Annotated in this window: 16 protein-coding genes; 9 read left to right on the top strand and 7 right to left on the bottom strand. The window is 73.1% G+C overall.

The window, feature by feature from the left end:
• Window positions 1–41: 41 nt before the first annotated feature.
• Both ACWDX7_RS25295 and ACWDX7_RS25290 read right to left on the bottom strand, forming a co-directional pair.
• Entirely contained in the window at window positions 42–2231 is a 2190-nt protein-coding gene (locus ACWDX7_RS25295; protein WP_451492075.1) for a S9 family peptidase, read from the bottom strand.
• A 49-nt stretch (window positions 2232–2280) separates the two neighbouring features.
• Complete coding sequence (locus ACWDX7_RS25290) at window positions 2281–4062, bottom strand: N-acetylglutaminylglutamine amidotransferase (protein WP_451492074.1); 1782 nt, start codon at window positions 4060–4062, stop codon at window positions 2281–2283.
• Window positions 4063–4460: 398 nt separating this feature from the next.
• On the opposite strand from ACWDX7_RS25290, the gene ACWDX7_RS25285 reads away from it, so the two are divergent.
• From ACWDX7_RS25285 to ACWDX7_RS25260, 6 genes are all read left to right on the top strand, one after another.
• The gene (locus ACWDX7_RS25285) at window positions 4461–5555 is read left to right on the top strand and encodes a carboxylate-amine ligase (protein ID WP_451492096.1); all 1095 of its coding nucleotides are present in this window, start codon (window positions 4461–4463) and stop codon (window positions 5553–5555) included.
• Window positions 5556–5703: 148 nt separating this feature from the next.
• Window positions 5704–6174, top strand: coding sequence for a DUF1360 domain-containing protein (locus ACWDX7_RS25280; RefSeq protein WP_451492073.1), 471 nt, complete (start codon window positions 5704–5706; stop codon window positions 6172–6174).
• 172 nt (window positions 6175–6346) lie between these two features.
• The gene (locus tag ACWDX7_RS25275) at window positions 6347–7186 is read left to right on the top strand and encodes a Rieske 2Fe-2S domain-containing protein (RefSeq protein ID WP_451492072.1); all 840 of its coding nucleotides are present in this window, start codon (window positions 6347–6349) and stop codon (window positions 7184–7186) included.
• A gap of 317 nt (window positions 7187–7503) precedes the next feature.
• The gene (locus ACWDX7_RS25270; RefSeq protein WP_451492071.1) at window positions 7504–10134 is read left to right on the top strand and encodes a SpoIIE family protein phosphatase; all 2631 of its coding nucleotides are present in this window, start codon (window positions 7504–7506) and stop codon (window positions 10132–10134) included.
• A 240-nt stretch (window positions 10135–10374) separates the two neighbouring features.
• The gene (locus ACWDX7_RS25265; RefSeq protein WP_451492070.1) at window positions 10375–10776 is read left to right on the top strand and encodes a CU044_2847 family protein; all 402 of its coding nucleotides are present in this window, start codon (window positions 10375–10377) and stop codon (window positions 10774–10776) included.
• A complete protein-coding gene (locus ACWDX7_RS25260) occupies window positions 10773–15005 on the top strand; it encodes an nSTAND1 domain-containing NTPase (RefSeq protein WP_451492069.1) in 4233 nt (1410 codons plus the stop codon). Before ACWDX7_RS25265 ends, ACWDX7_RS25260 begins: the two co-directional genes overlap by 4 nt.
• Window positions 15006–15026: 21 nt before the next feature.
• Here the strand turns inward: ACWDX7_RS25260 and ACWDX7_RS25255 are convergent, their stop codons facing one another.
• Entirely contained in the window at window positions 15027–17099 is a 2073-nt protein-coding gene (locus tag ACWDX7_RS25255) for a discoidin domain-containing protein (RefSeq protein WP_451492068.1), read from the bottom strand.
• Window positions 17100–17509: 410 nt separating this feature from the next.
• On the opposite strand from ACWDX7_RS25255, the gene ACWDX7_RS25250 reads away from it, so the two are divergent.
• Together ACWDX7_RS25250 and nadE are read left to right on the top strand one after the other, a co-directional pair.
• Window positions 17510–18136, top strand: a complete 627-nt coding sequence (locus tag ACWDX7_RS25250) for an endonuclease (protein WP_451492095.1) — start codon at window positions 17510–17512, stop codon at window positions 18134–18136.
• Window positions 18137–18230: 94 nt separating this feature from the next.
• Window positions 18231–19061 carry an ammonia-dependent NAD(+) synthetase gene (gene nadE / locus ACWDX7_RS25245; RefSeq protein WP_451492067.1) on the top strand — a complete coding sequence of 277 codons (831 nt, stop codon included), beginning with the start codon at window positions 18231–18233 and terminating at the stop codon, window positions 19059–19061.
• Between the two features lie 6 nt (window positions 19062–19067).
• On the opposite strand, the gene ACWDX7_RS25240 is transcribed toward nadE, so the two are convergent.
• The 4 genes from ACWDX7_RS25240 to ACWDX7_RS25225 all read right to left on the bottom strand — a co-directional run bounded on the left by ACWDX7_RS25240 (window position 19068) and on the right by ACWDX7_RS25225 (window position 22951).
• Entirely contained in the window at window positions 19068–19829 is a 762-nt protein-coding gene (locus tag ACWDX7_RS25240) for a VOC family protein (RefSeq protein WP_451492066.1), read from the bottom strand.
• A gap of 157 nt (window positions 19830–19986) precedes the next feature.
• Entirely contained in the window at window positions 19987–20226 is a 240-nt protein-coding gene (locus ACWDX7_RS25235) for a DUF6213 family protein (RefSeq protein WP_451492065.1), read from the bottom strand.
• A 187-nt stretch (window positions 20227–20413) separates the two neighbouring features.
• A complete protein-coding gene (locus tag ACWDX7_RS25230; RefSeq protein WP_451492064.1) occupies window positions 20414–21952 on the bottom strand; it encodes an FAD-dependent oxidoreductase in 1539 nt (512 codons plus the stop codon).
• Window positions 21953–22027: 75 nt separating this feature from the next.
• Entirely contained in the window at window positions 22028–22951 is a 924-nt protein-coding gene (locus tag ACWDX7_RS25225) for an SDR family oxidoreductase (protein WP_451492063.1), read from the bottom strand.
• Window positions 22952–23169: 218 nt separating this feature from the next.
• Here ACWDX7_RS25225 and ACWDX7_RS25220 point away from each other — a divergent pair, with 218 nt between their 5' ends.
• Window positions 23170–23766 carry a DUF6328 family protein gene (locus ACWDX7_RS25220; protein ID WP_451492062.1) on the top strand — a complete coding sequence of 199 codons (597 nt, stop codon included), beginning with the start codon at window positions 23170–23172 and terminating at the stop codon, window positions 23764–23766.
• The last annotated feature ends 44 nt before the right edge of the window (window positions 23767–23810 follow it).

Raw genomic sequence — 23810 nt, 5'->3', positions numbered from 1 at the left:
TGCCCGCAGCGCGGGGAGGAAAACTCGTACGGCGGCGGCCCTCAGCCCGGCGGCCGGTGCGCGGGACCGCTGCCGAGGTGATGTTCCAGCCAGTCGGCGGCGGCCTTGCGGTAGAGGCGGCGGTTGTCCGCCCGCAGGAACTCGTGCCCCTCGTTCCTGAGGGTGAGCATGCTGGACGGTACGCCGCGTTCGCGGGCCGCGCGTACCACCTGCTCGGATTCGGTCGGCGGCACATTGGTGTCGTGCTCGCCGTGAACGGTCAGCAGGGGTACGCGCAGCTGGTCGATGCGGCTCATCGGCGAGAGCATGCGCAGCAGGTCCCGGTCCGTCTCCGGATGGCCGTACTTGGCGGCGGCCGACTGGGCGATCCAGGGCTCGGTGCCGGCGAAGAAGGTGGCGAAGTCGGAGATGCCGCAGACCGCGACACCCGTACGGAACAGTTCCGGATGCCACACCAGCGAGGCCAGGACGAGATAGCCGCCGTACGAACGTCCCATGACCGCGAGCCGCAGCGGATCCGCGTATCCCTCGGCAACGGCGTGCGCCGCGCAGTCCGCGACGTCATCGATCGCGGCGAACCGGCCGGCGCCCAGGTCGGCGTCCACGAAGGAGCGCCCCCATCCGGACGAGCCCCGGACGTCGGGGGCGAAGACGTCCAATCCGCGGCCCAGCAACTCGTGGTAGAGGGGATTGAACACCGGTCGCTCCTGCTCCTCCGGCCCGCCGTGGAGGTGGATCACACACGGGGCCGCCCCGCCCGGCTCGCGCTCCGGCGCCTTGTAGTACCAGCCGCCGAGCGTCAGCCCGTCGCGGGCGCGGCAGCGCAGTGGAAAGGGACGCACGGGCGGGTGTCCGGGCGGCGCCGCCTCCTCGTCCCGGGCGGTCCAGCCGGTGCGCGCGGGGAGCGCCCCGTCCTCCAACCGCCAGACGCCGGGCCTGCGCTGCGAACCCGACACGGCCGCGAACAGGCCGCCGCCCCCCACCGGCGCGATGCGGGTGACGACCTCGTGCGGCAAGGGCAGCCGGTGCGCGGAGGCGGCAGCCGCGTCCTGGCCGTCGCCGGCGGCCAGGGTGACCCGCTCCAGCTCGCTCGCGCCGTGCGTGTTCCAGGCGAGGAACGCCCACTGCCCGTGACCCGGAAGACTGAGCAGGTCGAGGGCCGCCGCCTCGCGCTCGGCGACCACGGACACGGACCGGACCTCGCCGTCCTCGCCGAGGCGGGCCGCGAGGAGCGCCGCGAACTCGCGGCCCGCGTCGCTCCGCAGCCACACGGTGGAGGAGTCCGCGGAGAACCGGCCGATCCACGGGTCCCCGTCGGCCACCGGGAGGGCGAAGGCCGTGCGCCCCAGGGCGGTGTCCCGTACGAGGGCCTCCCGCCGGCCGCGCGGCCCTCGGCGCACGAGCGCGAACCGGCCCTCCGCGCTCAGGTCGCACACGCGCAGGGAGGCCGCGCCCGCTTCGTCGAACAGCAGGACGGGCGCGTTCCTGCCGTCCGGGTCGACCAGGTAGGCGGCCAGGCCGCCGCCGCGCGCCTCATCGGCCGCGGGAGGCTCCTGCGGCGGAACGGTCAGCCGCGGGCGCGGACCGAGACGACTGGGCGCTCCCGGGTCGCCGGGCGCGGCGCCCAGCAGCGTGGCGTGCCCGTCCCGCTCGGCCCACAGGCCGCCCGGGATCGCGGCAGCGGGCTGCTCGCCCGGCTGCGCGCCCAGGTGGCCCGCCCCTCGGTGGGCTCGGGCGGAGGCGGACGACTGGGCGACGGTGACGGCCAGCGCCGACCCGTCGCGGGACCAGCAGCCCAGGTGGGCCGAGCCGTTCGGTTCGCTGCCCGCGAGGATCCGGCGTCCGGTCCCGTCGGGGCGCACCACCAGCACCCGCGTGTGCTCGCCGCCGCCGGGAGCCGAGGTGTACGCGATCCAGCGCCCGTCCGGCGACCAGGACGCCTCGGTCACCGGGTCGGGGTCGGAGTCCAGGATGTGCGCCCCGGCCCCGGCGGCGGGCCCCGCCCACAGCTGGGGAACGCCCGCCCGGTCGCAGATGAAGGCCACGTGCTCGCCCGTGGGGTCGGCCGAGGGGTACCAGCATCCGTGGACGGTCAGGACGGTCGGCGGATCGGCTCCGCCGGTATCGGGCACCCGCACGGGCAGCGGAGCGGGCGCGATCGCGGAACCGGCGGGAGCAGCGGTCCGCCAGGGCGCCGGTGCCCCCGCCGACCGGGGGTGTTCGAACGGCATATCGGGCATTCTCCGGGTGTCTCCCACCGGTCCGGGTTTTTCCCACCGGTCAGTCGATGCCGTGGGCCTGCAGCCACATCTCCAGCGAGGCCACCTGCCACAGCGTGTTGGCGCCGCGCTTCGTACGGTGGACGTCGGGCGCCGCGAGCAACCGGGCCACGTACGCCTGGTCGAAGATCCCGCGCCGGCGGGCCTCGGGAGCCGACAGGGCCTCGCGGACCCGCGCCAGGACCGGGCCGGCCATGTGCCGGATCGCCGGAACCGGGAAGTACCCCTTGGGCCGGTCCACGACCTGCCGGGGAAGGATCCGGCGGCCCACGCTCTTCAGCACCCCCTTGCCCCCGTCGGCGAGTTTCAGTTCCGGCGGGCAGGCGGCGGCCAGCTCGATGAGCTCGTGGTCCAGGAACGGCACCCTGGCTTCCAGACCCCAGTCCATCGTCATGTTGTCGACCCGCTTGACGGGATCGTCGATCATCATCGCGTGGACGTCCAGGCGCAGCGCCGCGTCGAGGGCACTTTCGGCGCCCGGGGCCGCCATGTGGGCCCGGACGAACTCCTTCGAGGTGTCGCGGTCCGGCGCCGCCCCCGGCCGCAGCATGCGGGTGAGATCGGCGTGCGGGCGGTCGAAGTACACGTCCGCGTAGGCGTCGGACGCGCCGCCGCGCTCCGCGGCGGCTATCCCGGGATACCAGTGGTACCCGGCGAACACCTCGTCGGCGCCCTGCCCGCACAGGACCACCTTGACCTTCTTGGAGACCTGCTCGGACAGCATGTGGAAGGCCACGGTGTCGTGGCTGATCATCGGCTCGCTCATCGCCCCGATGGCCCCTTCCAGGGCCGCCGAAAGCCGGTCCGACGGGATCATGAACTGGTGGTGGGCGGTCGAGAAGTGCCGGGCGACGAGGTCCGAGTACGCGAATTCGTCGCCGTCCTCGCCGCTCTCGGACTCGAAACCCATGGCGAAGGTGGCCAGCTCGCCCTGCCCCGCTTCGGCGAGCAGGGCCACGAGCAGGCTGGAGTCGAGACCGCCCGACAGGAGCACGCCCACCGGAACGTCAGCGACCATCCGGCGCCGCACGGCGGTGCGCAGGGCGTCGTGCACCGCCTCGCGCCAGGCTTCCGGGTCCGAACCGAACCCCGGCCGGCGCGTGTAGGACGGCTGCCAGTAGCGGTGGTCGTGATGGGCGCCGTCGGGTGTGATGACGCGGACCGTCGCGGGAGCGAGCTTGCGCACCCCCGCCAGCACGGTGCGCGGCGCGAGGACCGTGCCGTGCCAGCTCAGGTACTGGTGCAGGGCCACCGGGTCGAGCGAGGTGTCGACCCCGCCGCCCGCCAGCAGCGCCGGCAGGGTCGAGGCGAAGCGCAGGCGGTCCCGGTCCTGCGCCAGGTACAGCGGCTTGACGCCGAGGCGGTCGCGGGCGAGGACCGTGCGCCCGCTGTCGTGCTCCACCACGGCGAAGGCGAACATTCCGTACAGGTGCTGGACGCAGTCCGTGCCCCACCGGTCGTACGCCTTGAGGAGGACCTCGGTGTCGGATCCGGAGAAGAACCGGTACCCCACGCCCTCCAGCCGGGTGCGGAGCTCGCGGTAGTTGTAGATGCAGCCGTTGAAGACTCCGGTGATGCCCAGGTGCGGATCGGTCATGGGCTGGGAGCCCCGCTCCGACAGATCAATGATCTTCAACCGGCGGTGCCCCAGCGCCACCGGCCCCTGGGACCACAGGCCTCTGCCGTCGGGCCCGCGCGGCTCCAGCCTGTCGGTCATCCGTTCGACCGCCGCGAGGTCGGGGCGGCCGCCGTCGAACCGTATCTCCCCGCTCAGACCGCACATGCGGCACCTGCCGGTCGCTCCGGACGGCAGGGCCGTGACCCGGAGTCCCAACACCGTCCGGCAATCCCGTTCCTGTTCACCATCGTCTTCACTGCTCCTCGGCGTGCGGCCCCCACTCCACTGGGGGTCTGCGTTACGCATCGTGCTCTTGGCGCCTGCCCCGAGAGGTGCGGCGTAAGCCCCTGACCGGCCCATCCGTCGTGGTGTCGATCGCGGTGCCGATCGTGGCGGCCGTTTTCGCCCCGGGCGACCGATGGCCCGTGCGGTGGCCGCGGCGGTGTGTCGCGCCGGTCCTGCGCACCCGGTGTGATGCCATCGGGCCAGTCTCGTTTGCGGCCCGCCGGCGGGGGGCAGGCGGCACGACGCCCGTACCGCACTGTCCTTGGGGCTTATAGATGATGATCACTATCGGGGTCGAAGAAGAGTATCTGCTGGTCGATCCCGTCACCGGGATACCGGTCCCGCGCATCGAGGAAGTGCGCGCGGCGGCCGGCCTGGACCCGGCCACCGACGCGGCCGAACTGCAGACCGAACTCCTGCAGGCGCAGATCGAGGTCGCCACGCCGGTGTGCAGCGACCTCGGGGAGGTGGGCGGCCACCTGCTGCGCCTGCGGCACGCGCTCGGCTCCGCCGCCGAGAAGATCGGCTGCCGCGTCGCCGCCACCGCGACCGCCCCGGTCAAGGACGCCGTGCCGGTACCCGTCACGCGCAGCACGCGCTACCTGAAGATGCAGACCTACGCCCCGCGCCTGGTCGACGAGCAACTGATCAACGGCATGCACGTACACGTCGGCGTCCCCGACCGGGCCATGGGCGTCGAGGTCCTGAACCGGGTCCGGGTGTGGCTGCCCACGCTGCTGGCGATGTCGGCGAACTCGCCCCTGTGGGAAGGCCATGACACGGGCTTCGCCAGCTGGCGGACCCTGGTGTTCGGGCGCTGGCCCGTGACCGGCCCCACGCCCGTCTTCGACGGCGTCGCGGACTACGAACGCCGGATGGAGGCCCTCCTGGAATCGGGGACGATCACCGACGCCGGGCAGCTGTACTGGCAGGCCAGGCTGTCGGAGACGTACCCGACCGTCGAGATCCGGTGCACCGACGTCCAGCTGCGGGCCGACGACGCCGTCATGTTCGCCGGCCTCATCAGGGCGCTGGTCGCCACCGCCATCCAGGAGGCCAAAGCCGGGGCGCCCGTCCCCGAGTGCTCCCAGGAGATACTGCAAGCCGCCACCTGGCAGGCCGCCCGGCACGGCATGAGCGGGCCCCTGGTCGACCCGCAGGGCAGGCGCCGGAGCGCCGGCGACGTGCTGTACATGCTCATGCAGCACATCGGGCCGGCTCTGGAGGAGGCCGGAGACACCCGTGAGGTGGCCTCCCTCGTCCACCGGCTCCTACAGGACGGGACCGCCGCCGACCGGCAGCGCCGGGCCCTGGCCGCAGGCGGTATGCGGGCACTGATCGACCTGATCACGACCCAGAGCACAGCGCCCTGACCTGAACTCGCTACCCGCGTGGTGGTGGGCCGCGCCGCAGTCAGCCGCACCGCCCCCGGGGCCGCCCTTCGGCCCGCCGGGGCGAGGTGAGGGGCGCCGTCACCGCCGCACGGCCCCCACAGTCGTCCGTACGCCGGAGAGGAAACCGATGAACACCTTACGAAGTCTGCGACCGCACGCGGGCCGGATGGCCGCGATGGCGGTGTTCGGCGGCTACACAGCCGGCTGGGCGGTGCTGGTCCGCCGCAGCGGCCGCGCCGTGCCGGTGCCCCCGGCGCCGTGGGAGCTGCTGCTCACCGCGACCGCGACCTTCCGGCTGAGCCGCCTGATCGGCAAGGCGACGATCACCCGGCCGATCCGGGCGCCCTTCACCGAGGTCGAATCACCGGGCGCGCCGGCCGAACTCAACGAAACACCGCGTCACAGCACCGGCAGGAAGACGGTGGGGGAGCTGGTCAGCTGCCCCTTCTGCCTCAGCGTGTGGATCGTGACCACCCTGACCGGCGCGCAGTTGATGTGGCCGCGGGCCACCAAGACGGCAACCGGTGCGCTCACCGCCCTGGCCGCGGCGGACGCCATGCAGTTCGGCTACTCCGCTCTCACCGCGAAGGCGGAGTGATCGCCGTACCCGCGGGCGGCCGACGGTCGCACCGGGATAGCCCATCCGTTTCATCACGACTCGTGGCGGTTACATGCGTGGAATGAAAACCTCTGGGACGCTCGGACGGATTGCCGGCGCGGCGCACCGAGCGCTGCCCTCCAGGACGGGGCCCGGCCGCGTCCTGCGGACGATGGAACGCCTTGAGGGATCTCCCAGGGCCGACCGTCTGATCGACGCCGTACGCGCGGCCGTGCGCGCCGTGCCCCTCGGCGGCGGCCGCGACGTCCTGCACGGCCGCTGGCTGGGGCACCCGGTGCATCCGCTGCTCGTTCAGCTGCCGCTCGGCACGTGGATGTCCGCCGCCGTGCTGGACCTGGTGCCCGGACAGCGCCGGGCCGCGCGCGCCCTGGTCGGCGTGGGCCTGGTGGCCGCGGTGCCCGCGGCGTGGGCCGGCTGGGCCGACTGGGCCGAGCTGCGCCGGCCGCAGATGCGGGTGGGGCTGGTGCACGCCGCGGCCAATCTGGGCGCGGTGGCGCTGTACGGGGCCTCCTTCGCGGCGAGATCGCGCGGCCGCTTCGCGCGCGGCAGGGCCTGGGGGTTCGCCGGCCTGTCGGTGGTCGGCCTCGGCGGTGCGCTGGGCGGACACCTGGCCTACCGCCTGGCCGCCGGAGCCAGCCATGCCGAGCAGGTGCCCGACCAGGTCACGCCGGGGTGGCACGGCCTCGGCCCGGTGGCCGACCTTCCGGTGGGGCGTCCCGTACGCGGCCGGGTGGACGAGGTCCCCGTCGTGATCGTCCGGGATGAGGGCGGGACCGTACGGGTACTGGCCGGCCAGTGCAGTCACATGGGCGGCCCCCTCTACGAGGGCGAGAGCGTCGACGGCTGCGTCCGCTGCCCCTGGCACGGCAGCACCTTCCGCCTGTCCGACGGCTGGAACGTGAAGGGCCCCGCCACCGCCCCCCAGCCCGCGTTCGAGACCCGCGTCAAGGACGGCCGCGTCGAGGCACGGCTGAGCTCCGGCGGTGGCTGAGAGCGGCCCGCAGCGGCCTCCAGCACCGCCCTGGCGTTCGTAGCCGCCCGTGCGCCGCCGGGATGCTTGAGGGCCCGGCGGCGGCCCCGGTGGGCCCGGGCCGGCGGCGAAGCGCCAGCAAGGGCGGTGAGACGCGTGAGCAGGGAAGGTGAGACGCGTGAGCAGGGGCGGTGTAACAGTCGGCGCGCCCGCGCGCCCGCGCCCGTCCGTAAGTGCTACAAATGGCTCGTGACCCTTCTTCCTCCGTGCCGGCCGCGTCGGTGCGGACCATAGGGAACCGATCCCGGAGCGTCGCCGGACAGGTATTCGTCCTCCAGGTGGCGGTCGTGGTGCTGCTCGCCGTCGGCACCCTCCTGGCCCTGGTGCTCCAGTCACGGCACGACATCGACCGCGAGGCCCGCAACCGGTCGGTGGCCGTCGCGGAGACCTTCGCCCACTCCCTCGGCCTCCAGGAAGCACTGCGCGGCCCCAATCCCTCCGCGACCCTGCAACCCCTGGCCGAGTCGACGCGCAAAGACGCCGGGGTGGACTTCATCGTGGTGATGGACACCCGCGGCATCCGCTACACCCACCCCCAGCCGGACCGCATCGGCAAACCCTTCGTCGGCACCATCGAGCCCTCGCTCGCCGGACGGACGCACACCGAGAGCGTGCAAGGTCCCCTCGGCAAGGAGATCCAGGCCGTCGTGCCGGTCACCTCCGCCGACGGCCGGGTCGTCGCGCTGGTCTCCGCCGGTCTGACCGTGGAGAACGTCGCGGGTGCGGTCGACCGCCAGCTCCCGGCCATCCTCCTGGTCAGCGCGTCCGGCCTCGCCCTGGCCACCGCCGGCACGGCCCTGATCAGCCGGCGGCTGCGCCGTCAGACCCACGGGCTCGGCACACAGGAGATGACCCGCATGTACGAGCACCACGACGCGGTGCTGCACGCGGTCCGCGAAGGGGTGCTGATCACCGATGGCGAAGGGCGGCTGCTGCTGGCGAACGACGAGGCCAGACGGCTGCTCGGGCTGCCGGAGGACGCCGAGGGGCGGCACATCGCGGACGTACCGGGCCTGGACCGCCGGATGGCCGACCTGCTGCTGTCCGGCCGGGAGGCCACCGACGAGGTGCTGGAGGCCGGAGAGCGGCTGCTGGTGGTCAACCAGCGGCCCACCCACCCGGGTGGCCGGCAGGAGGGGACCGCGGTCACCATCCGCGACTCCACCGAGATGCGGGTGCTGACCAGCCGCGCCGAGACGGCCCGCAGACGCCTCAAGCTGCTGTACGACGCGGGGGTCGACATCGGCACCACCCTCGATGTGAAACGCACCGCCGAGGAGCTCGCCGCCGTCGCCGTCCCCCGGTTCGCGGACTTCGTCACCGTCGACCTGGCCGACCCGGTACTCGACGGCGACGAGCCCGGCCCCGGCGCCGACATGCGGCGCACCGCGGTCAGCGGCATCCGCTCCGACCACCCCCTCTACCCCCGTGGCGAGCTGATCGACTTCCTGCCGTCGACCCCCCAGGCGCGCGGCTACGGCACCGGCGAAGCGGAGCTGGTGCCCAACCTGGCCGACGCGCCGGGCTGGCACGCCCAGGACCCGCCGCGGGCGCAGGCCATCGTCGACTACGGCATCCACTCGCTCATCGCCGCCCCGCTCAAGGCCCGGGGCGTGGTGCTCGGCGTCGTCAACTTCTGGCGGTCGGAGAAGCCCGAACCTTTCGACGAGGACGATCTGTCACTCGCCGAGGAGCTCGTCGCCCGGGCGGCGGTCAGCATGGACAACGCCCGCCGCTACACCCGCGAACACGCGCTCGCCGTCACGCTCCAGCGCAGCCTGCTGCCGCGTGCCATGCCCGAGCAGAGCGCCGTCGACGTGGCGCACTTCTACCTCCCCGCGCAGTCCGGGGTGGGCGGGGACTGGTTCGACGTGATCCCGCTGCCGGGCGGCCGGGTCGCGCTCGTCGTCGGAGACGTCGTCGGGCACGGCCTGCACGCCGCGGCCACCATGGGGCGGCTGCGCACGGCTGTGCACAACTTCTCCTCCCTGGACCTGCCGCCAGACGAGCTCCTCGCGCGGCTGGACGACCTCGTCCAGCGCATCGACCACGACGGGGAGGGCGAGGACGCCAACGGCGGCCTGCTGGGGGCGACGTGCCTCTACGCCGTCTACGACCCGGTGTCCCACCGCTGCACCGTGGCGCGGGCGGGCCACCTGCCGCCCTTGGTGGTAGCCCCCGACGGCACCACGGACATCATGGAACTGCCGGCCGGACCCCCGCTGGGACTGGGCGGCATGCCGTTCGAAACCGCCGAGGTGGAGCTGGCGGAAGGCAGCCAGCTCGTCCTGTACACGGACGGGCTGGTCGAGGAGCGGACCCGGGACATCGGCGAGGGGCTGGAGCTGCTGCGCGCCGCGCTGAGCCATCCCGGCCGCGACCCGCAGGACAGCTGCCGGGCGGTGCTCGACGTCCTGCTGCCCCTCCGGCCGAGTGACGACGTGGCGCTCCTCATCGCGCGGACGCGCACGTTGGGACCCGACCGCGTCGCCCACTGGGAGGTGCCCTGCCACCCGAGCGCCGTCGGCGCCGTACGGAGCGCCGCGGCGAAGAAGCTCGACGAGTGGGGCCTGTCGGAACTGGGTTTCGCCACCGAACTGATCCTCAGCGAACTGATCACCAACGCCCTGCGGTACGGCTGCGCGCCGGTGCGGGTGCGGCTGCTGCACGACCACACCCTGACCTGCGAGGTGTGGGACGGCACCAGCACCGCCCCGCACCTGCGGTACGCCGCCACCACCGACGAGGGAGGGCGCGGGCTGTTCCTGGTGGCCCAGCTCAGCGAGCGCTGGGGCACGCGGTACACGCGGGACGGCAAGGTCATCTGGACGGAGCAGGACCTGCCCGGCCGCTCGGACGGGACGCGGTCCGCCCTCACGGCCTTCGCGGACGCGGTCGAACCCCTCTGAGGCGGTCGAGACGGTGGAACCCCTCTGAGGCGGCGGTGCCCTGGATCCGGCACGGCACGGGCCCCGCCGGCAAAGTCCCCGGCGACCGTTGCCGATCTTCGTCGTTCGGCCCCCGGCACACATCGCGGTGCGGTACCGTTTGATTACTTTAAGTTACGCGGCGGGTGCTCCCAGCCGGGGCGCCGAGCCGCGCGCACGCAAGGGGAGCGGGGCCGCGCGCCCCGGAGGGGCGAAGAGGCGATGGCGTATCTCGTGGAGCTGCCCGTATCCGTGGGAGACGGCGCGGCAGGCGGCGCCGTACGGACGGATGTCGTGAGGGTCGAGGTCGAGCAGACCGCGGACGGCCTGGTGCAGGTGGCCCGACCTGGCCAGGTGGTGGCCCGGGCGACCCGGTCGCTGGGGGACATGCTGGCGGGTGTCCGCCCCGTCGCGCAGAACTTCGTCGAGAGCTTCCGCGGCATGGCACAGGCCCCGGACGAGATCAGCGTCGCCTTCGGGCTCTCGCTGTCCGCCGAAGCCGATGTGGTGATCACCAGCACGGCGGCCCAGGCCAACTTCACGGTCACGCTCACCTGGAACAGACCTCCCGCGGACGGTCAGGACGGAGGCGTCGCACTCTCCCCGCCGCGATCCCCGTCGTGACGTCGACGGAGCCCCGGCCCGCGGCGGGCTCCGCGCCGCAGGCGCTGGACGCGGCGGTGCTGCGCGTCTACGACCGGCGGGGGCAGGCGGTGGGCCTGGGCTTCCTCGTCTCCGCGGACGTGGCCCTCACTTGCGCCCACGTGGTCTCGGCGGCGCTCGGCACCCCGAGGGACGTCGAACCCGACGCCTCCGACCGGCTCTCGGTCGACCTGCCGCTGGTCCCCGCTCCCGAGCGGGACAGCCCGCGCGTCGCGGCGAGGGTCGAGCGCTGGACGCGGCCGCTGCCGTCGGGCGGCGGGGACGTGGCCGTCCTGCGGCTCGACGCCCCGCTGCCCGGCGCCCGGCCCGTCCGGCTGGTCGAGGCACAGGACGTCTGGGAGCACCCCGTACGGGCTTTCGGCTTCCCCGTCGGCCGTCAGGGCGGCGTCTGGCACTCCGCGGTCCTGAGAGCGCGGCAGGCCTACGGATGGGTGCAGGCCGACCTGTCCGGCCAGGGCTACGCCGTCTCCGGCGGCTTCAGCGGCGGCCCCGTATGGGACGACCGGCTGGTCGGCGTGGTCGGCATGATGGTGCAGGCCGAGGCCGGGGACCCCCCGGTGAGCTATCTGATCCCCACGGACGGCCTGCTCGCCGCCTGGCCCGGACTGCGGGACCTGGCGCTGCCCCCTTCACCGTTCCGCAGTCTGTCGCCCTTCCTGGAAGCCGACGCGGAGGTCTTCCACGGCCGGGGAGCCGAGAGCGCGCGGCTGGCCGGCACGCTCGCCACCGAGCGCTGGGTCACCATCGTGGGACCCTCCGGCTCCGGCAAGTCCTCGCTGGCCCTGGCGGGCGTCGTGCCGAGGCTCCGGGCGGCCGGCGCCTCGGTGATCGTCCTGCGGCCCGCCTCCGGGAGCGGCCCGCTGTCGGCCCTGGCCGCCGCGCTGCTGCCGCTGCTCGACCCGCAGGCGTCCGAGACGCAGCGGCTGACGCGACTGCCCGCCCTGGCCGATGTGCTCGCCGCCGGAGGCCTGGCCGATGTCGTGGCCCGCGTCCTTCAGCGCCACGGCAGCCGGCACCTGCTGGTCGTGGTCGACCAGTTCGAGGAGCTCCTCGCGCTCCAGCCCGAGGCCGTCGGCCAGTTGACCGATGTGCTCTACGAGGACTCCTTGCCGCCCGAGGTCCGCGTGCTGACCACCTTGCGGGCCGACTTCCTGGAGGCCGCGCTCGCCCACCCGCGCCTGGGGCCGGTGCTCAGCGACAGCGTGCGCGCCCTGGGCCCGCTCGGTCCGGAGCAGCTCCGCGAGGCCGTGACGGCGCCCGTGGACGCCATCCCGAGCGTGAGCTACGAACCGCACCTCGCCGACCGCATCCTGGCCGACACCGGCACGGAACCGGGCGCCCTGCCCCTGCTGGGCTTCACCCTCGACCTGCTGTGGCGACGACAGAGCGGCGGCCGGCTCACCCACCGCGCGTACGAGGAACTCGGCGGCGTCACCGGCGCGCTGGGCGCTCAAGCGGACGAGCTCTGGGCCGCACACGTCCCGGAGCGCGACGAAGCGGCGGCCCGACGCCTGTTCACGCAGCTCGTCCGGGTACCGCTCGGCTCCGCGGCCGCGACCCGCCGCATGGTGCTGCGCGGGGATGTGGGTGAAGACGAGTGGCGCATCGCCCGCACCCTGGCCACCACGCGGCTGCTGGTCACCGGACGCGACGCCGAAGGCGCCGACACCGTCGAACTCGCGCACGAGGCGCTGATCACCGGTTGGGAGAAGCTCGCTGCGTGGGCGGCTGAGGACCGGTCCTTCCTCGACTGGCGCGAGTCGCTGCGGCACGACATGGACCGCTGGGAGCGTGGCGGCCGGGCCCGCGAACTGCTGCCGGCCACGGCCGCGATGGCCGGCGCCCAGCGGTGGCTGCGCGAGCGCGGCTCCGAGCTCACCGCCGCGGAGCGCGATTACCTGGACCAGGGCCGCGACCACCACCTGGCACGCGCCCGCAGGCGCCGGGCCCTCTTCTCCGGTGTCGGAAGCGTGATCGTGCTGGCGATGCTCTTCGGAGCCTTGTCCCTGTACGCGCGGGAGCAGTCCCATACGCGCCAGAAACTGGCCAACTCCCGTGCGCTGGTACAGGTCTCCCAGGACGAGGCGACCGCCGACCCGGCCCGCGCCGTCATGCTGGCGCTGGCGGCGTTCCGTACCTCGCCGACGAGGGAGGCGCGCAACCAACTGCTGCGCCAGTACCTGGCGTACTCCGGTTCGAGCCGCTTGCTCTCCGGTCTGGCGGCGCCGGTGGGGCAGTTCGCGGTGAGCGAGGACGGCAATGTGGTCTTCGCGAGGTCGACCTCGGGCCGGGCGGTGCTCTTCGTGCACGCCACCGAGGGACGGGTGCGCAGCGAACCGGTCGAGGCGAGGCGGGTGGCCTCCGCCATGGTCTCACCGGACGGCAAGCGGGCCGCCTTCGTCTCCGAGGACGGTACGGCCGGCTGGTTCGAGGTGCACCCCGAGGCGGACCGGATCGCCGGGCCGGTGCACCGGCTGCCCCAGCTGGCGGACACGGTCCGGTTCGGGGATCCCGCCAGGGGGTTCGCGATCTCGGCCGACGGGAAGCGGGTCGTCGTCACGACGAGCGGCCGGCTGGTGTGGTGGGACCTGGACGCCGAGAGGGTGGGCGGCTCCGTGCCCGTACCGGGGGAGCCGAACGGTGACCTGTGGATCAGCCCGGACGAGCGGTCCTTGCTGGCGGGAGTCTGGAGCGGGAAGACCCTGGAAGAGGGCCAGCGGCTCCTGGCCATCGACATGGCCACGGGCCGGGCGCGCGTGGTGGTGGCTGCGGCCGACGCCTATCTGCCCTCCGGTGACCGCACCACGGTCGTCGTCTGCACCGAGCAGGGCGAGGACACCGTCCTGAGGCGCCACCGTCTCCTCGACGGAGCGCCCCAGGGGGGTGAGTACCGGACGAAGAGCCGATGCGGTCCGGGAAGCGCTGACAGGACCGGCCGCCACGTCGCCTTCAAGGAGGGGGAGCGCCTGCGGCTGATCGACCTGGGCCGCGCCGCCGTGGTCGCCGAGGCCCTGGCCCCCGGCGGGAGCTCCAGTCCCGCCCCCCGCCTCGTGTCGGCGGGCGGAAAGCTGCTCGTCGCCGACTTCGGCTTCGACGCCTCCTCGATCGTGTACACCCCTCTCCACCTGGGGCCGACCCGGCTCGACGTGAGCCGGCTGCGGCTCACCCACGACGGCACCGGGGCGATCAGTGTCCTCAAAGGCGGTTCGGGCCTGCAGTTGCGGCCCACCGGCGAGGACGGCGACCGCCTACTCGCCGAGGCTGCGCGTCCTCAGCCGCACTGGAACCACAAGAACAACCGGCTGCCATTCGACCGCGAGGGACGACTCTTCGCCGACTGGCAGGCCAAGAACGTGGTCTCCGTCCGCGAGGTCTCGACCTTGCGGGAGACCGCGCGGGTCACCACCGCCATGCCGCCGTCCGAGGAGGAGTTCACGTCCTTCTTCGACAGGGACGGGCACCTGGTGACGGTCGCCGGTACGCGGGTACAGCAGTGGCACGTCCGGACGGGCGCGCAGCTCGCGGACTTCGACGCCGCGGTCTTCCTCCCCGAGAGCCGAGGCGGGAAGGCTCCGAGCGCCAGTGTCGTCGCCCACCCGCTGCCCAACCACGTGGCTGTGCTCGTCGGGAGCCAATCAGCCGTCCGCGTCGTGGACATCACCACGGGCCGCACGGCGAAGACGATCAAGGTCAATGAGGACGCAGTCGCCGTCCAGTTCGACCGGAGCGGTCGTTTCTTCGGCCTCATGCGGAGCGGCGGAATCATCGAGTTGTGGCGCACCGGCCCCCTGCGCAAGGAGCTCGGTCCTCTGCGCAGCGTCATCGACCGCGCCGGCATGGTGTTCGTCGCGCGCTTCCTCGACGGTGACGGCCTGTTCCAGGTGGCAGCCGACAGCACCGTGCGGACGTACCGGATCGGCACCCAGGCCTATCTGGACTCCTATGACTTCGGGCTTGCCCGGGACAGGCCCGGCGCACGGCGGGTCGGCTACCAGTTCATGGACTTCTCGGCCGACGGCAAGACCGTGGTCTACGTCGATCCGGAGGGCAACGGCGGCACCCTGCGCCTCGATGCCGCACGGTGGCAGCGCGAACTGTGCGCTGTCATCGCCCATCGCGAGTTCACCGCCGAGGAGAGAAGGAGCCTGCCGGTGCACGTACCGGCGCAGCCGCTCTGTCCGGGGCGGTGACGGCCGGCGAGGCGGGTTTCGTCAGCTGCCGTAGACGCCGACCTCACGCAGGGAGTACCCCCACTGGGTGCCGCGCTGCAGCCCGTGGATCCGGATGTGGCGCGCCGGGGTGCCGGGGAACCGCGCCGTGTCCAGGCCGCCGTCACCGGAGGCCGTCGACCATACGGGCTGCCAGTTGGCGCCGTCGGTGGAGAGCTCGACGCGGTACGCCCTTCCGTAGGCGCCCTCCCAGTCCAGGGTGAGGCGCTCGACCGTCCGCGTGCTTCCCAGGTCCAGCTGAAGCCACTGGTCGTCGCTCCAGCCGCTCGCCCAGCGGGTGCCGCGGTCGCCGTCCACGGCCCGGCCGGGCGCGTAACTCGTGAACGGATTCCACTCCGACGAACTGGCGGAGGCCCCGGAGCCGGCGGCGAGGTTCACTCCCGGCCGGTGCCGCTCGGAGCCGCCCCAGGTCTTCAGATAGGACTCGGCGCCCCGCAAGAGGTCGTCCACCACGTCCTGCCCGCCGACGAGCCGTAGGTCCTCGATCCAGTCCGGTACCAGGCCGTAGTGCGCGGCGCCGTCCGTGTTCAGGTCCCAGGTCCGCTGGCCGGTGCTCTGCCGGTCGATGAGGGCGCCGCCGTCCGCGCTGCGGAAGGGATAGCGCACCGGGTTGGGAACGTCCGCACCGCGCGGGGCCGGCCAGCCGCCGACACCGTTCATGTCGGTCCCGTAGCCGTAGCCGACGTCGTACTCCTCGCGCAGCGCGTCCGTGCGCTCGGCTTCCGCACTGAACGCCTTCGCGCCGCTCATGTACTGGGCGACGAAACCGCCGAGGCGGTAGACCCGTTCCGTCCAGTCCAGGTCCATCCAGCTGTGCGAGGAGATCACGCCCGGATAGGACGCGGATTCCAGGATGTCGAAGGCCCGCCCGGCGGCCTTCACGCTCATGTGGTCGATCTCCAGCATCATCTTGCGTTCCATCATGCCCCGCAGGGCGTATTCACCGAGCTCGGTCAGGCCGCGGGTGTTGCACCGCGCGTCCGCCGCGTACGAGGGGACCGTCACGCCAGCCGGCAGGTGCTTCTGCGCGGAGGGCGCCGCCGCGCCGCCGATGGGGTTGTCGTGCTGCGGGCCGGTGCACTTCTCCGTCTTCCAGAAGGTGCCGGTCGACAGGAACTGGCCCACATTGATCGCCGTACCGAGGGCGCCCGAGTCGAACCGGACCCCGCACAGGGCGTTGTCGAACTTGTGGCACAGGAACATGCTGCGCACGCCGAGCCGGTGCAGCTCGTCCAGGCCGCGGTCGATGTCGTCCTTGCCGCACTGGGGGATGTCGAGGATCTGCTTGCAGCCGAACGGTTCGGAGGTCTCGACGCCCAGCACGACGGCCAGTTTGCCCTGCTTGATCACCTCGCGGGCCTGCGCGGAGTCGGTGACGATCCTGAACCAGCCCTTGCCCGGGCCGCCGTACATCGTGTCGATGTAGGCCTGCATCTCGTACGTCTTGTGCGCCTGCAGGCGGATCGCGGTCATCTCGTCGCAGCCGCGGTCCTTGAAGAAGTAGACGGAGCAGATGACGCCGTTGGTGACGAGGTCGTTGACGAGGACGCGCTGACCGCCGCGCCAGGCCCGTTCCACCCAGGCGTAGTAGTTCTGCTGGTGCGTCAGCGAATCGTGGGCGGGCCAGTCCTTGAAGGTGGGCCAGCCGTCCGGGTCGTGCTTGCCGTCACCGCCCTTGGTGATGAAGTCGAAGATCGCGAGGGAGCCGTCCGGATAGTGCTCGGGGCAGTCCTTGAGCGCGTCGGCGATCCCCTGCTCCGAGAACGGCTTGCCGCAGATGAGCCGCCCGCCGAAACCCTCGTTGGACAGGAGGTGGTCGTGGGCGTCCACGAAGCCGCGCACGCGCCCCTGGGCGTCGGTTCCCCTGAAGGGCTCACCCGTCACGTTGATCTCGGAGTCGGGGGCCGGCCTCGCGGTCGGATTCCACCAGCCGGGATCGGCGGCCGAGGAAGCGGGAGCGGGGCCGAGCACCACGGCCATCACGGCCAACAACAGCGACAGCACCGTGAGGGGACTGCGCCGGGGCCCGCGGTGCGGGTGTCGAGTCATGGTCATCACTCACGTCTTCGGTGGGCGGATGGCGCGGTCGAGGAGCCCCGGGGCCGTCGGAGGGTAGGGCCGCCCCCAGAAGCGGGATCGACATGTCCGCGACAACGGTGCGACGAGAATCGCGAGTGCGGGGCGCGGAGTCAAGGGGGCTGGGACGGTTGACCTGATGAGCCGTCAGGTAGAAGGCGTGTACGCCGCCCGCCGGGGCCGGAACCGGCGGGACACGCTGCGGTGGGGCGCGGCCGGTGCGCGGCGGCCGGCCGTGCGGCCGGTCCTGCCCCCGGCAGGCACGCTCGGGCCCGACCGCCGCACCGGCCGAGCGGCATGCGGCCGCCGGAGGCGGGCAGCCGCCCGGGGAAGGGGCGCGCCCGGCGGTGCCCCGGGGGCCGGAGGAGGATGCCGTGTCACAGGGAGCGATGCTCCGACGCCTGCTGGAGCAGTACGGGCAGACCTGCGCCGAGGAAGCGGGCATCCGGCTGCGGAACACGCCCGCGCCCCTCTACCAGCTGGTGACGCTCTGCGTGCTGTTCGCCGTACGCATCAAGGCGGACATCGCCGTGGCCGCGGCCCGTGAGCTCTTCGCGGCCGGGCTGCGCACACCTCGCGCCATGGCCGCGTCCTCCTGGCAGGACCGCGTCGACGCGCTCGGCCGTGCACACTACCGCCGCTACGACGAGAGCACCGCCGCAGCGCTCGGGGACGGCGCCGCATTCGTCCTGGACCGGTACCGCGGCGACCTGCGGCGGCTGCGTGAGGAGGCGGGCCGGGATCCCGGCCGGACGCGCGAGCTGCTGCGGGAGATCCCCAGGATCGGTCCGGTCGGCGCGGACATCTTCTGCCGGGAGGCGCAGGGGCTGTGGCCCGAACTGCGCCCGGCGTTCGACCGCCGCGCCCGGCAGGGGGCGGACGCGCTGGGACTGCCGACGACCCCCGAGGGCCTGGACGGGCTGGTCGGCGCGGACGACCTCCCGAGACTGGCGGCGGCCCTCATCCGCGTCGAGCTGTCCAAGGGCGCGGTGGACGACCTGCGCCAAACCGGCTGAGCCACCGGGGGCCCGGCCCACCCGTACGGTCCTGATCCGCAGGCCTGGGTAGGGTGGCGCGACAGCACATCGTGAACCGGAAGAAGGAGCAGACGTGAGTGAGCCGGCGTCCATCGCCCGCCAGCAGGAGATCGCCCGGGAACTCCAGGTCGGCGAGACCTTCGAGGCCGAGCGGGAGATCGAGCGCCGGGTGGCCTTCCTCGCCGAGCGGCTGACCTCCACCGGCCTGCGCGCCCTCGTCCTCGGCATCAGCGGCGGCGTCGATTCCACCACCACCGGCCGGCTGTGCCAGCTCGCCGTCGAGCGGGCCCGCGCCGCCGGGCACGAGGCGCGCTTCTACGCGATGCGACTGCCCTACGGGGTCCAGGCCGACGAGCACGACGCCCAGCTCGCGCTCTCCTTCATCCGGGCCGACCACGTGCTGACGGTGGACATCAAGCCCGCGAGCGACGCCGCCCTCGATGCCTCGCTGGCCGCCGGGGTCACCTTCCGCGACGCCCGCCACCAGGACTTCGTACACGGCAACATCAAGGCCCGCCAGCGCATGATCGCCCAGTACGCGGTGGCAGGCGCGCACGACGGCCTGGTCGTCGGCACCGACCACGCCGCCGAGGCGGTATCCGGCTTCTTCACCAAGTTTGGCGACGGCGCCGCCGACCTGGTCCCGCTGACCGGCCTGACCAAGCGACGGGTGCGGGCCGTGGCGGACGCGCTGGGCGCGCCCGCCGAGCTGGTGTGGAAGGTCCCGACGGCCGACCTGGAGACCCTCGACCCCGGCAAGGCCGACGAGGACGCGCTCGGGGTCACCTACGACGACATCGACGACTTCCTGGAGGGCAAGCCGGTGGACGAGCGGGCCTTCGAAACGATCGTCCGCCGCTACCGCCTCACCGACCACAAGCGCCGGCTCCCGATCGCCCCGTAGCCCTGGTCAGGAGCCGAAGGAGTCGGCGTCGGGTTCGGGCGGGGCGGCGATGCCGAAGAGCGCGCCGTCGGGATCGCGCAGGGTGATCCCCCGGCCCGGGGGATCGGATTCCGTGCCGACGAGGGCCTCGCCGCCGCGTGCGGTGGCCGCCTTCATGGCGGCCTCCAGGTCGGGGACACGGAAGTGGACGTGCCAGCGCGGGCGGACGTGCGGGTCCGGGGCCTCCGCGAAGGCCCCGCCGTGCAGGCGGGCCACCGTATGGGACCCGTGCCGCAGCAGGATGTGGTTGCCCTCCTCCTCGTAGGCGACCTCGCAGCAGCCGGGCTGGTCGCAGGCCCACTGGAGGACCTCGCCGTAGAAGATGGCGGCGTCGAAGGCGTCCCGGGTCCGCAGTTCCAGCCAGGCCGGCGCGGCGTCGCCCTCGCCCATGCCCCAGTCCGGGATGGCGCTGCCCTGCCAGACTCCGAAGACGGCCCCGTCGCGGTCGGCGGCCAGCGCCGCCCGGCCGGTGCCGAAGGACAGGGGGCCGACGGCGACGGTTCCGCTGCGTTCCAGGATGCGTGCCGCGGTGATGTCGGCGTTGTCGACCGCGAAGTACGGCAGCCAGGCCACCGGGACCGAGAGGGCCTTGGCGAGGGCGCCGATGCCCGCCACCGGCACCCCGTCGCTGAAGCCGACGCAGAAGGCGTCACCGAGGCGGGCGGGGCGGAATTCCCAGCCGAGGACCGAGTGGTAGAAGTCCTGGGCCGCGCCGAGGTCGCGGGTCATGAGGCTGACCCAGCACGGTGCGCCAAACGCTTCGTGACTTGATGTCGACACGACAGCCAACCCCATCCGCCTCACGCGTCACGGGAACCCTTCCCACAGTACTCGCCGCCGTGGATCGGGTCGGCCGGAAGCGGCCGCCACCCCTTCCGGAGCCGCCTCAGAGCTCCTCTTCCGGGATGGACGCGAACCCGATGCACTCGACGTCGATCTGATCGGCGAGTTCCGTCATGACGCCGGCCAGGTCCAGGACGGTCTGCGGGTCGGCACGCATCTCTCCGGACTCCGTCGAGTGCACCCAGTCACCCGCGAGGCGGCGGAGGAGGGCAGTGACATGGTCGGCGGGTATCAGCAGACCGCCATCGGCCGCGGGGATCAGCGGTATGGACACCTGGATCATGAAACCGCCTCCCGGAGAAGTAAGTGACCTCATCGGGCGGCTACCCCGACGGTCCGGAGGCAACCGTCCGGTGCGAGCCCGCCGGGCGAGCCGCAGCCCCCGGCCGTACGGCCACCCGTACGAGGGGCCGCACAGCGGAGCGGCCCCTCAGCGGCACCTTCGGTGGTGGCAGGGGGACCCCGATGCCTCACAGATCCTCGACGTCGCGCCGCTCCAGGGGGCGCAGCGCCGGTCCCTGGAGGACATCGCCGTCGACGCCGAAGCGGGAGCCGTGGCACGGGCACTCCCAGGTGCGTTCCGCGTCGTTGAAGGCGACCACGCACCCCATGTGGGTGCAGGTGGCCGACACCGCGTGCAGGTGCCCTTCGTCGTCGCGGTGGACGGCGCACGGCTTGCCCTGGACCCGTACGACCGCTCCGCCGCCCGGCGGCAGCTCGTCCACCGCGGGGTGGGCTCCCTCGGTCAGGGCCCCTAGGCGGTCCCCGACCAGGTGCTTGCCCGTCCGCAACTGGGCTTTGAGGAAGGCGGGCGCCTCCTTCACCACGGGCCCCAGCCGGCGCGGATCGTACAGCTCGGCCCAGTCGGGAGCCTGCCCGTCGATGAGCGCGCGCAGCAGCTGCCCCGCCATGACACCGCCGCTCATGCCCCAGCCCGAGAAGCCGGTGGCGACGTACACGTGGCTGCTCCCCGGGTGGAAGGGGCCGATCAGCGGCACGGTGTCGGTGGGCGCGTTGTCCTGCGCGGCCCAGCGGTGGGTGACCGGGACGCCGGGGAAGCGTTCGCGCAGCCACTCGGTGAGCCGCTCGTAGCGGGCCTCGACATCCCCGTCACCGGGGGTGAACGCCTCGCCGGTCAGGATGAGCAGGCGGTCGTCGCCGTACGGGGCGGTGCGCACCGAGCGCTTGCCGCCCTCGCGGGTGATGTACATGCCGTCGGGATCCCGCTCGGCGCCCAGCGGGCCGGCGATCACGATGTCCCGGTGCGGGGTCAGGCGGGTGAAGAGCATGGCCCGGTCGAAGACCGGGTAGTGCGTGGCGACCACGACGTCCCGCGCCAGTACCGTCACCCCCGCCTCCGTCGTGATCCGGCAGGGGTCCCCCTCCACGAGGTCCGTGACGCGGGAGTGCTCGTGGACGCGGCCGCCCCGCGCGATCAGGTCGTCCGCCAGCGCGCGCAGGTACTTGCGCGGGTGGAACTGCGCCTGGCCGCCGACCCGTACGGCGCCCGCCACCGGGTACGGCAGTCCGGTCTCCGTGACGAACTCGGCGTCCAGCCCGGCGTCGCGGGCGGCCTCAGCCTCGGCCCGCAGGGCGTCCACACCGTCCGGGTCCTCGCAGTACGTGTAGGCCGGCCGGCTTTCCAGCTCGCAGTCGGCCCCGAGCTGCGCGGCCACCTCGCGGACCCGCTCCAGGGCCGCGCTCTGGGACTGTGCGTACTCCCGTGCGGCCCGCCGGCCGCGGCGGCGGCGCAGGCCCTCGTACACGGTGGTGTGCAGGGCGGTGAGCTTGCCCGTGGTGTGGCCGGTGACGCCGGCCGCGATGCGCCCCGCCTCCAGGACGACCACGCTGCGGCCGGCGCGGGCGAGCTCCCATGCGGTGCTCAGCCCGGCGATGCCGCCGCCGATGACGGCGACATCCGCGACGGCGGGGTCCGTGAGGGGCGGATGGGCGGGGAAGTCGGCGGTCTGCAACCAGTGGGACCCTGCGGGGTCGGGATGATGGCTCATGGCGGTCGACTGCCCGCGATCTCCACGGAAATGCGCCCCCTGCGGGCAGGCGCCCCGCCGTCGCGGCCCGGGCGGTCACGGCAGGGGGGTGCCGCCCGTCGCGTTCATCACCTCCGCCGTGAGATAGCCGGCGTCGGAGGAGGCGAGGAAGACGTACGCCGGGGCCAGTTCGGCGGGCTGGGCGGGCCGCCCCAGGGGCGACTGCTTCCCGAACTCGGCCGCATCGGGCATGGTGGCCGGGATCAGCGGGGTCCATACGGGGCCGGGGGCCACCGCGTTGACCCGGATGCCGTCCTGGGCCACCATCTGCGCCAGCCCCTGGGTGAAGGTGACGATGGCGCCCTTGGTCATGGCGTAGTCGAGCAGCGGCGGGCTGGGCTTGTACGCCTGCACGGACGTGGTGTTGATGATGCTGCTACCGGGAGCCATGTGCGGAAGGGACATCTTCGACAGCCAGAACATGCCGTACAGGTTCGTCCGCATCACCCGGTCGAACTGCTCGGTGGTGATGGCCGAGATCCCGTCGGGCTGGGCCATCTGGTAGGCCGCGTTGTTGACCAGGACGTCGATGCGGCCGAATTCGGCGACGGCGCGTTCCACCAGCGCCCGGCACTGCTCCTCCTCCCGGATGTCGCAGACGATGGGGACCGCCTTGCGCCCGGCCTCCTCCACGAGGCGCGTGGTCTGCTCGGCCTCCTCGCCCTCCTCGGGCAGATGGGTGAACAGGACATCGGCTCCCTCGCGGGCATAGGCGATGGCGACCGCCCGGCCGATTCCCGAGTCGCCACCGGTGATGATCGTCTTGCGGTCCTGGAGCCGCCCGGTGCCGCGGTAGGAGCCCTCACCGTGATCCGGGGCCGGGTCCATCTGCCCCGTCCATCCGGGATGCTCCTGCTCCTGCTGCGGGAAGTCGGGCCGCGGATAGGCGCTCCTCGGGTCCGCCGCCGGCCCGCCCTGCTTCCCCTGCTCCTGCGCGCCCTGCTCCTTGTGCTGTTCCACGTGCTGCTTCACCTCTTCTGTGTCCTCGGGGGATCCCCCCCTCGGGACGGCTGCCCCCTTCCGGGGGGATCATCCGCGGCGGTCGTCTGAGTTGCTCCGAAGGGGGTAGGCGCTTGGACGTACAGCTCGAAGGGACGTACAGCTCGAAGAGACGGATGCGGAGGGACGAACCGGCGTTCGGGAACCGGCTGAGTCACCGCGGACGGACGGAGGGCGCCGTGAACGCCAGAGGTGTCGGTCCCGGCGACCGGCGAGAAAGCGTCGACGAGAGGGCCGACCGCCTGTGGTGCGAGCTGCTCCACGAGGTACGGGTCACGCTCACCGGCGTGCAGCTCCTGCTGGCCTTCCTGCTGGCGGCGGCCTTCGCCCCCGGCTTCGAACGGCTCGGCCGGGCTGATCACTACATGTACGTGGCGTGCGTCCTGCTGGGCGCCGCGGCGACGGGCGCGCTGACGGCCCCGGTGTGCGTCCACCGGCTCGTGACCGGCCTCGGGCTGAAGCCGGAGACGGTGACGTGGGCGGCACGGTTCACGGCGGTCGGTCTGTGCCTGCTGCTGGGCATGGTGGCGCTGGGACTGCTGATCGTGCTGCGGATGGTGCTGAGCGGGCCCGCCGCGCTCGTGCTGGACGCCCTCCTGGTGCTGTGGTTCGCCGTCTGCTGGCTGGTTCCGGGGCTGCTGTTGCGCCGGACGGCGGTCCAGCGGATGCGGTCCGGAGACATCAGTGTCCGCGCCAACGGCCATGTCCGTGCCCCGGCGGACGGCGGTCGCTCCACGCGGAACGTGGCAGGGGGCGAACCGTGGCCGAGGGTGTGAACGGGGCAGGCGCCCGGCGCGCGGACTGGAACATCGTCGGAGGC

The sequence above is a fragment of the Streptomyces sp. NPDC003034 genome, from assembly GCF_053591375.1.
The sequence above is the reverse complement of the archived record's forward strand: the minus strand, read 5'-3'. Positions and strand labels throughout refer to the sequence as shown.

What these genes read in the sequence shown, in the direction of transcription:
- ACWDX7_RS25235 (WP_451492065.1), bottom strand. Translation starts at nt 20,226, where the DNA reads ATGATCCAGGTGTCCATACCGCTGATCCCCGCGGCCGATGGCGGTCTG.
- ACWDX7_RS25255 (WP_451492068.1), bottom strand. Translation starts at nt 17,099, where the DNA reads ATGACCATGACTCGACACCCGCACCGCGGGCCCCGGCGCAGTCCCCTC.
- ACWDX7_RS25290 (WP_451492074.1), bottom strand. Translation starts at nt 4,062, where the DNA reads ATGTGCGGTCTGAGCGGGGAGATACGGTTCGACGGCGGCCGCCCCGAC.
- ACWDX7_RS25250 (WP_451492095.1), top strand. Translation starts at nt 17,510, where the DNA reads ATGCTCCGACGCCTGCTGGAGCAGTACGGGCAGACCTGCGCCGAGGAA.
- ACWDX7_RS25285 (WP_451492096.1), top strand. Translation starts at nt 4,461, where the DNA reads ATGATCACTATCGGGGTCGAAGAAGAGTATCTGCTGGTCGATCCCGTC.
- ACWDX7_RS25265 (WP_451492070.1), top strand. Translation starts at nt 10,375, where the DNA reads ATGGCGTATCTCGTGGAGCTGCCCGTATCCGTGGGAGACGGCGCGGCA.
- ACWDX7_RS25275 (WP_451492072.1), top strand. Translation starts at nt 6,347, where the DNA reads ATGGAACGCCTTGAGGGATCTCCCAGGGCCGACCGTCTGATCGACGCC.
- ACWDX7_RS25280 (WP_451492073.1), top strand. Translation starts at nt 5,704, where the DNA reads ATGAACACCTTACGAAGTCTGCGACCGCACGCGGGCCGGATGGCCGCG.
- ACWDX7_RS25230 (WP_451492064.1), bottom strand. Translation starts at nt 21,952, where the DNA reads ATGAGCCATCATCCCGACCCCGCAGGGTCCCACTGGTTGCAGACCGCC.
- ACWDX7_RS25240 (WP_451492066.1), bottom strand. Translation starts at nt 19,829, where the DNA reads ATGACCCGCGACCTCGGCGCGGCCCAGGACTTCTACCACTCGGTCCTC.
- ACWDX7_RS25295 (WP_451492075.1), bottom strand. Translation starts at nt 2,231, where the DNA reads ATGCCGTTCGAACACCCCCGGTCGGCGGGGGCACCGGCGCCCTGGCGG.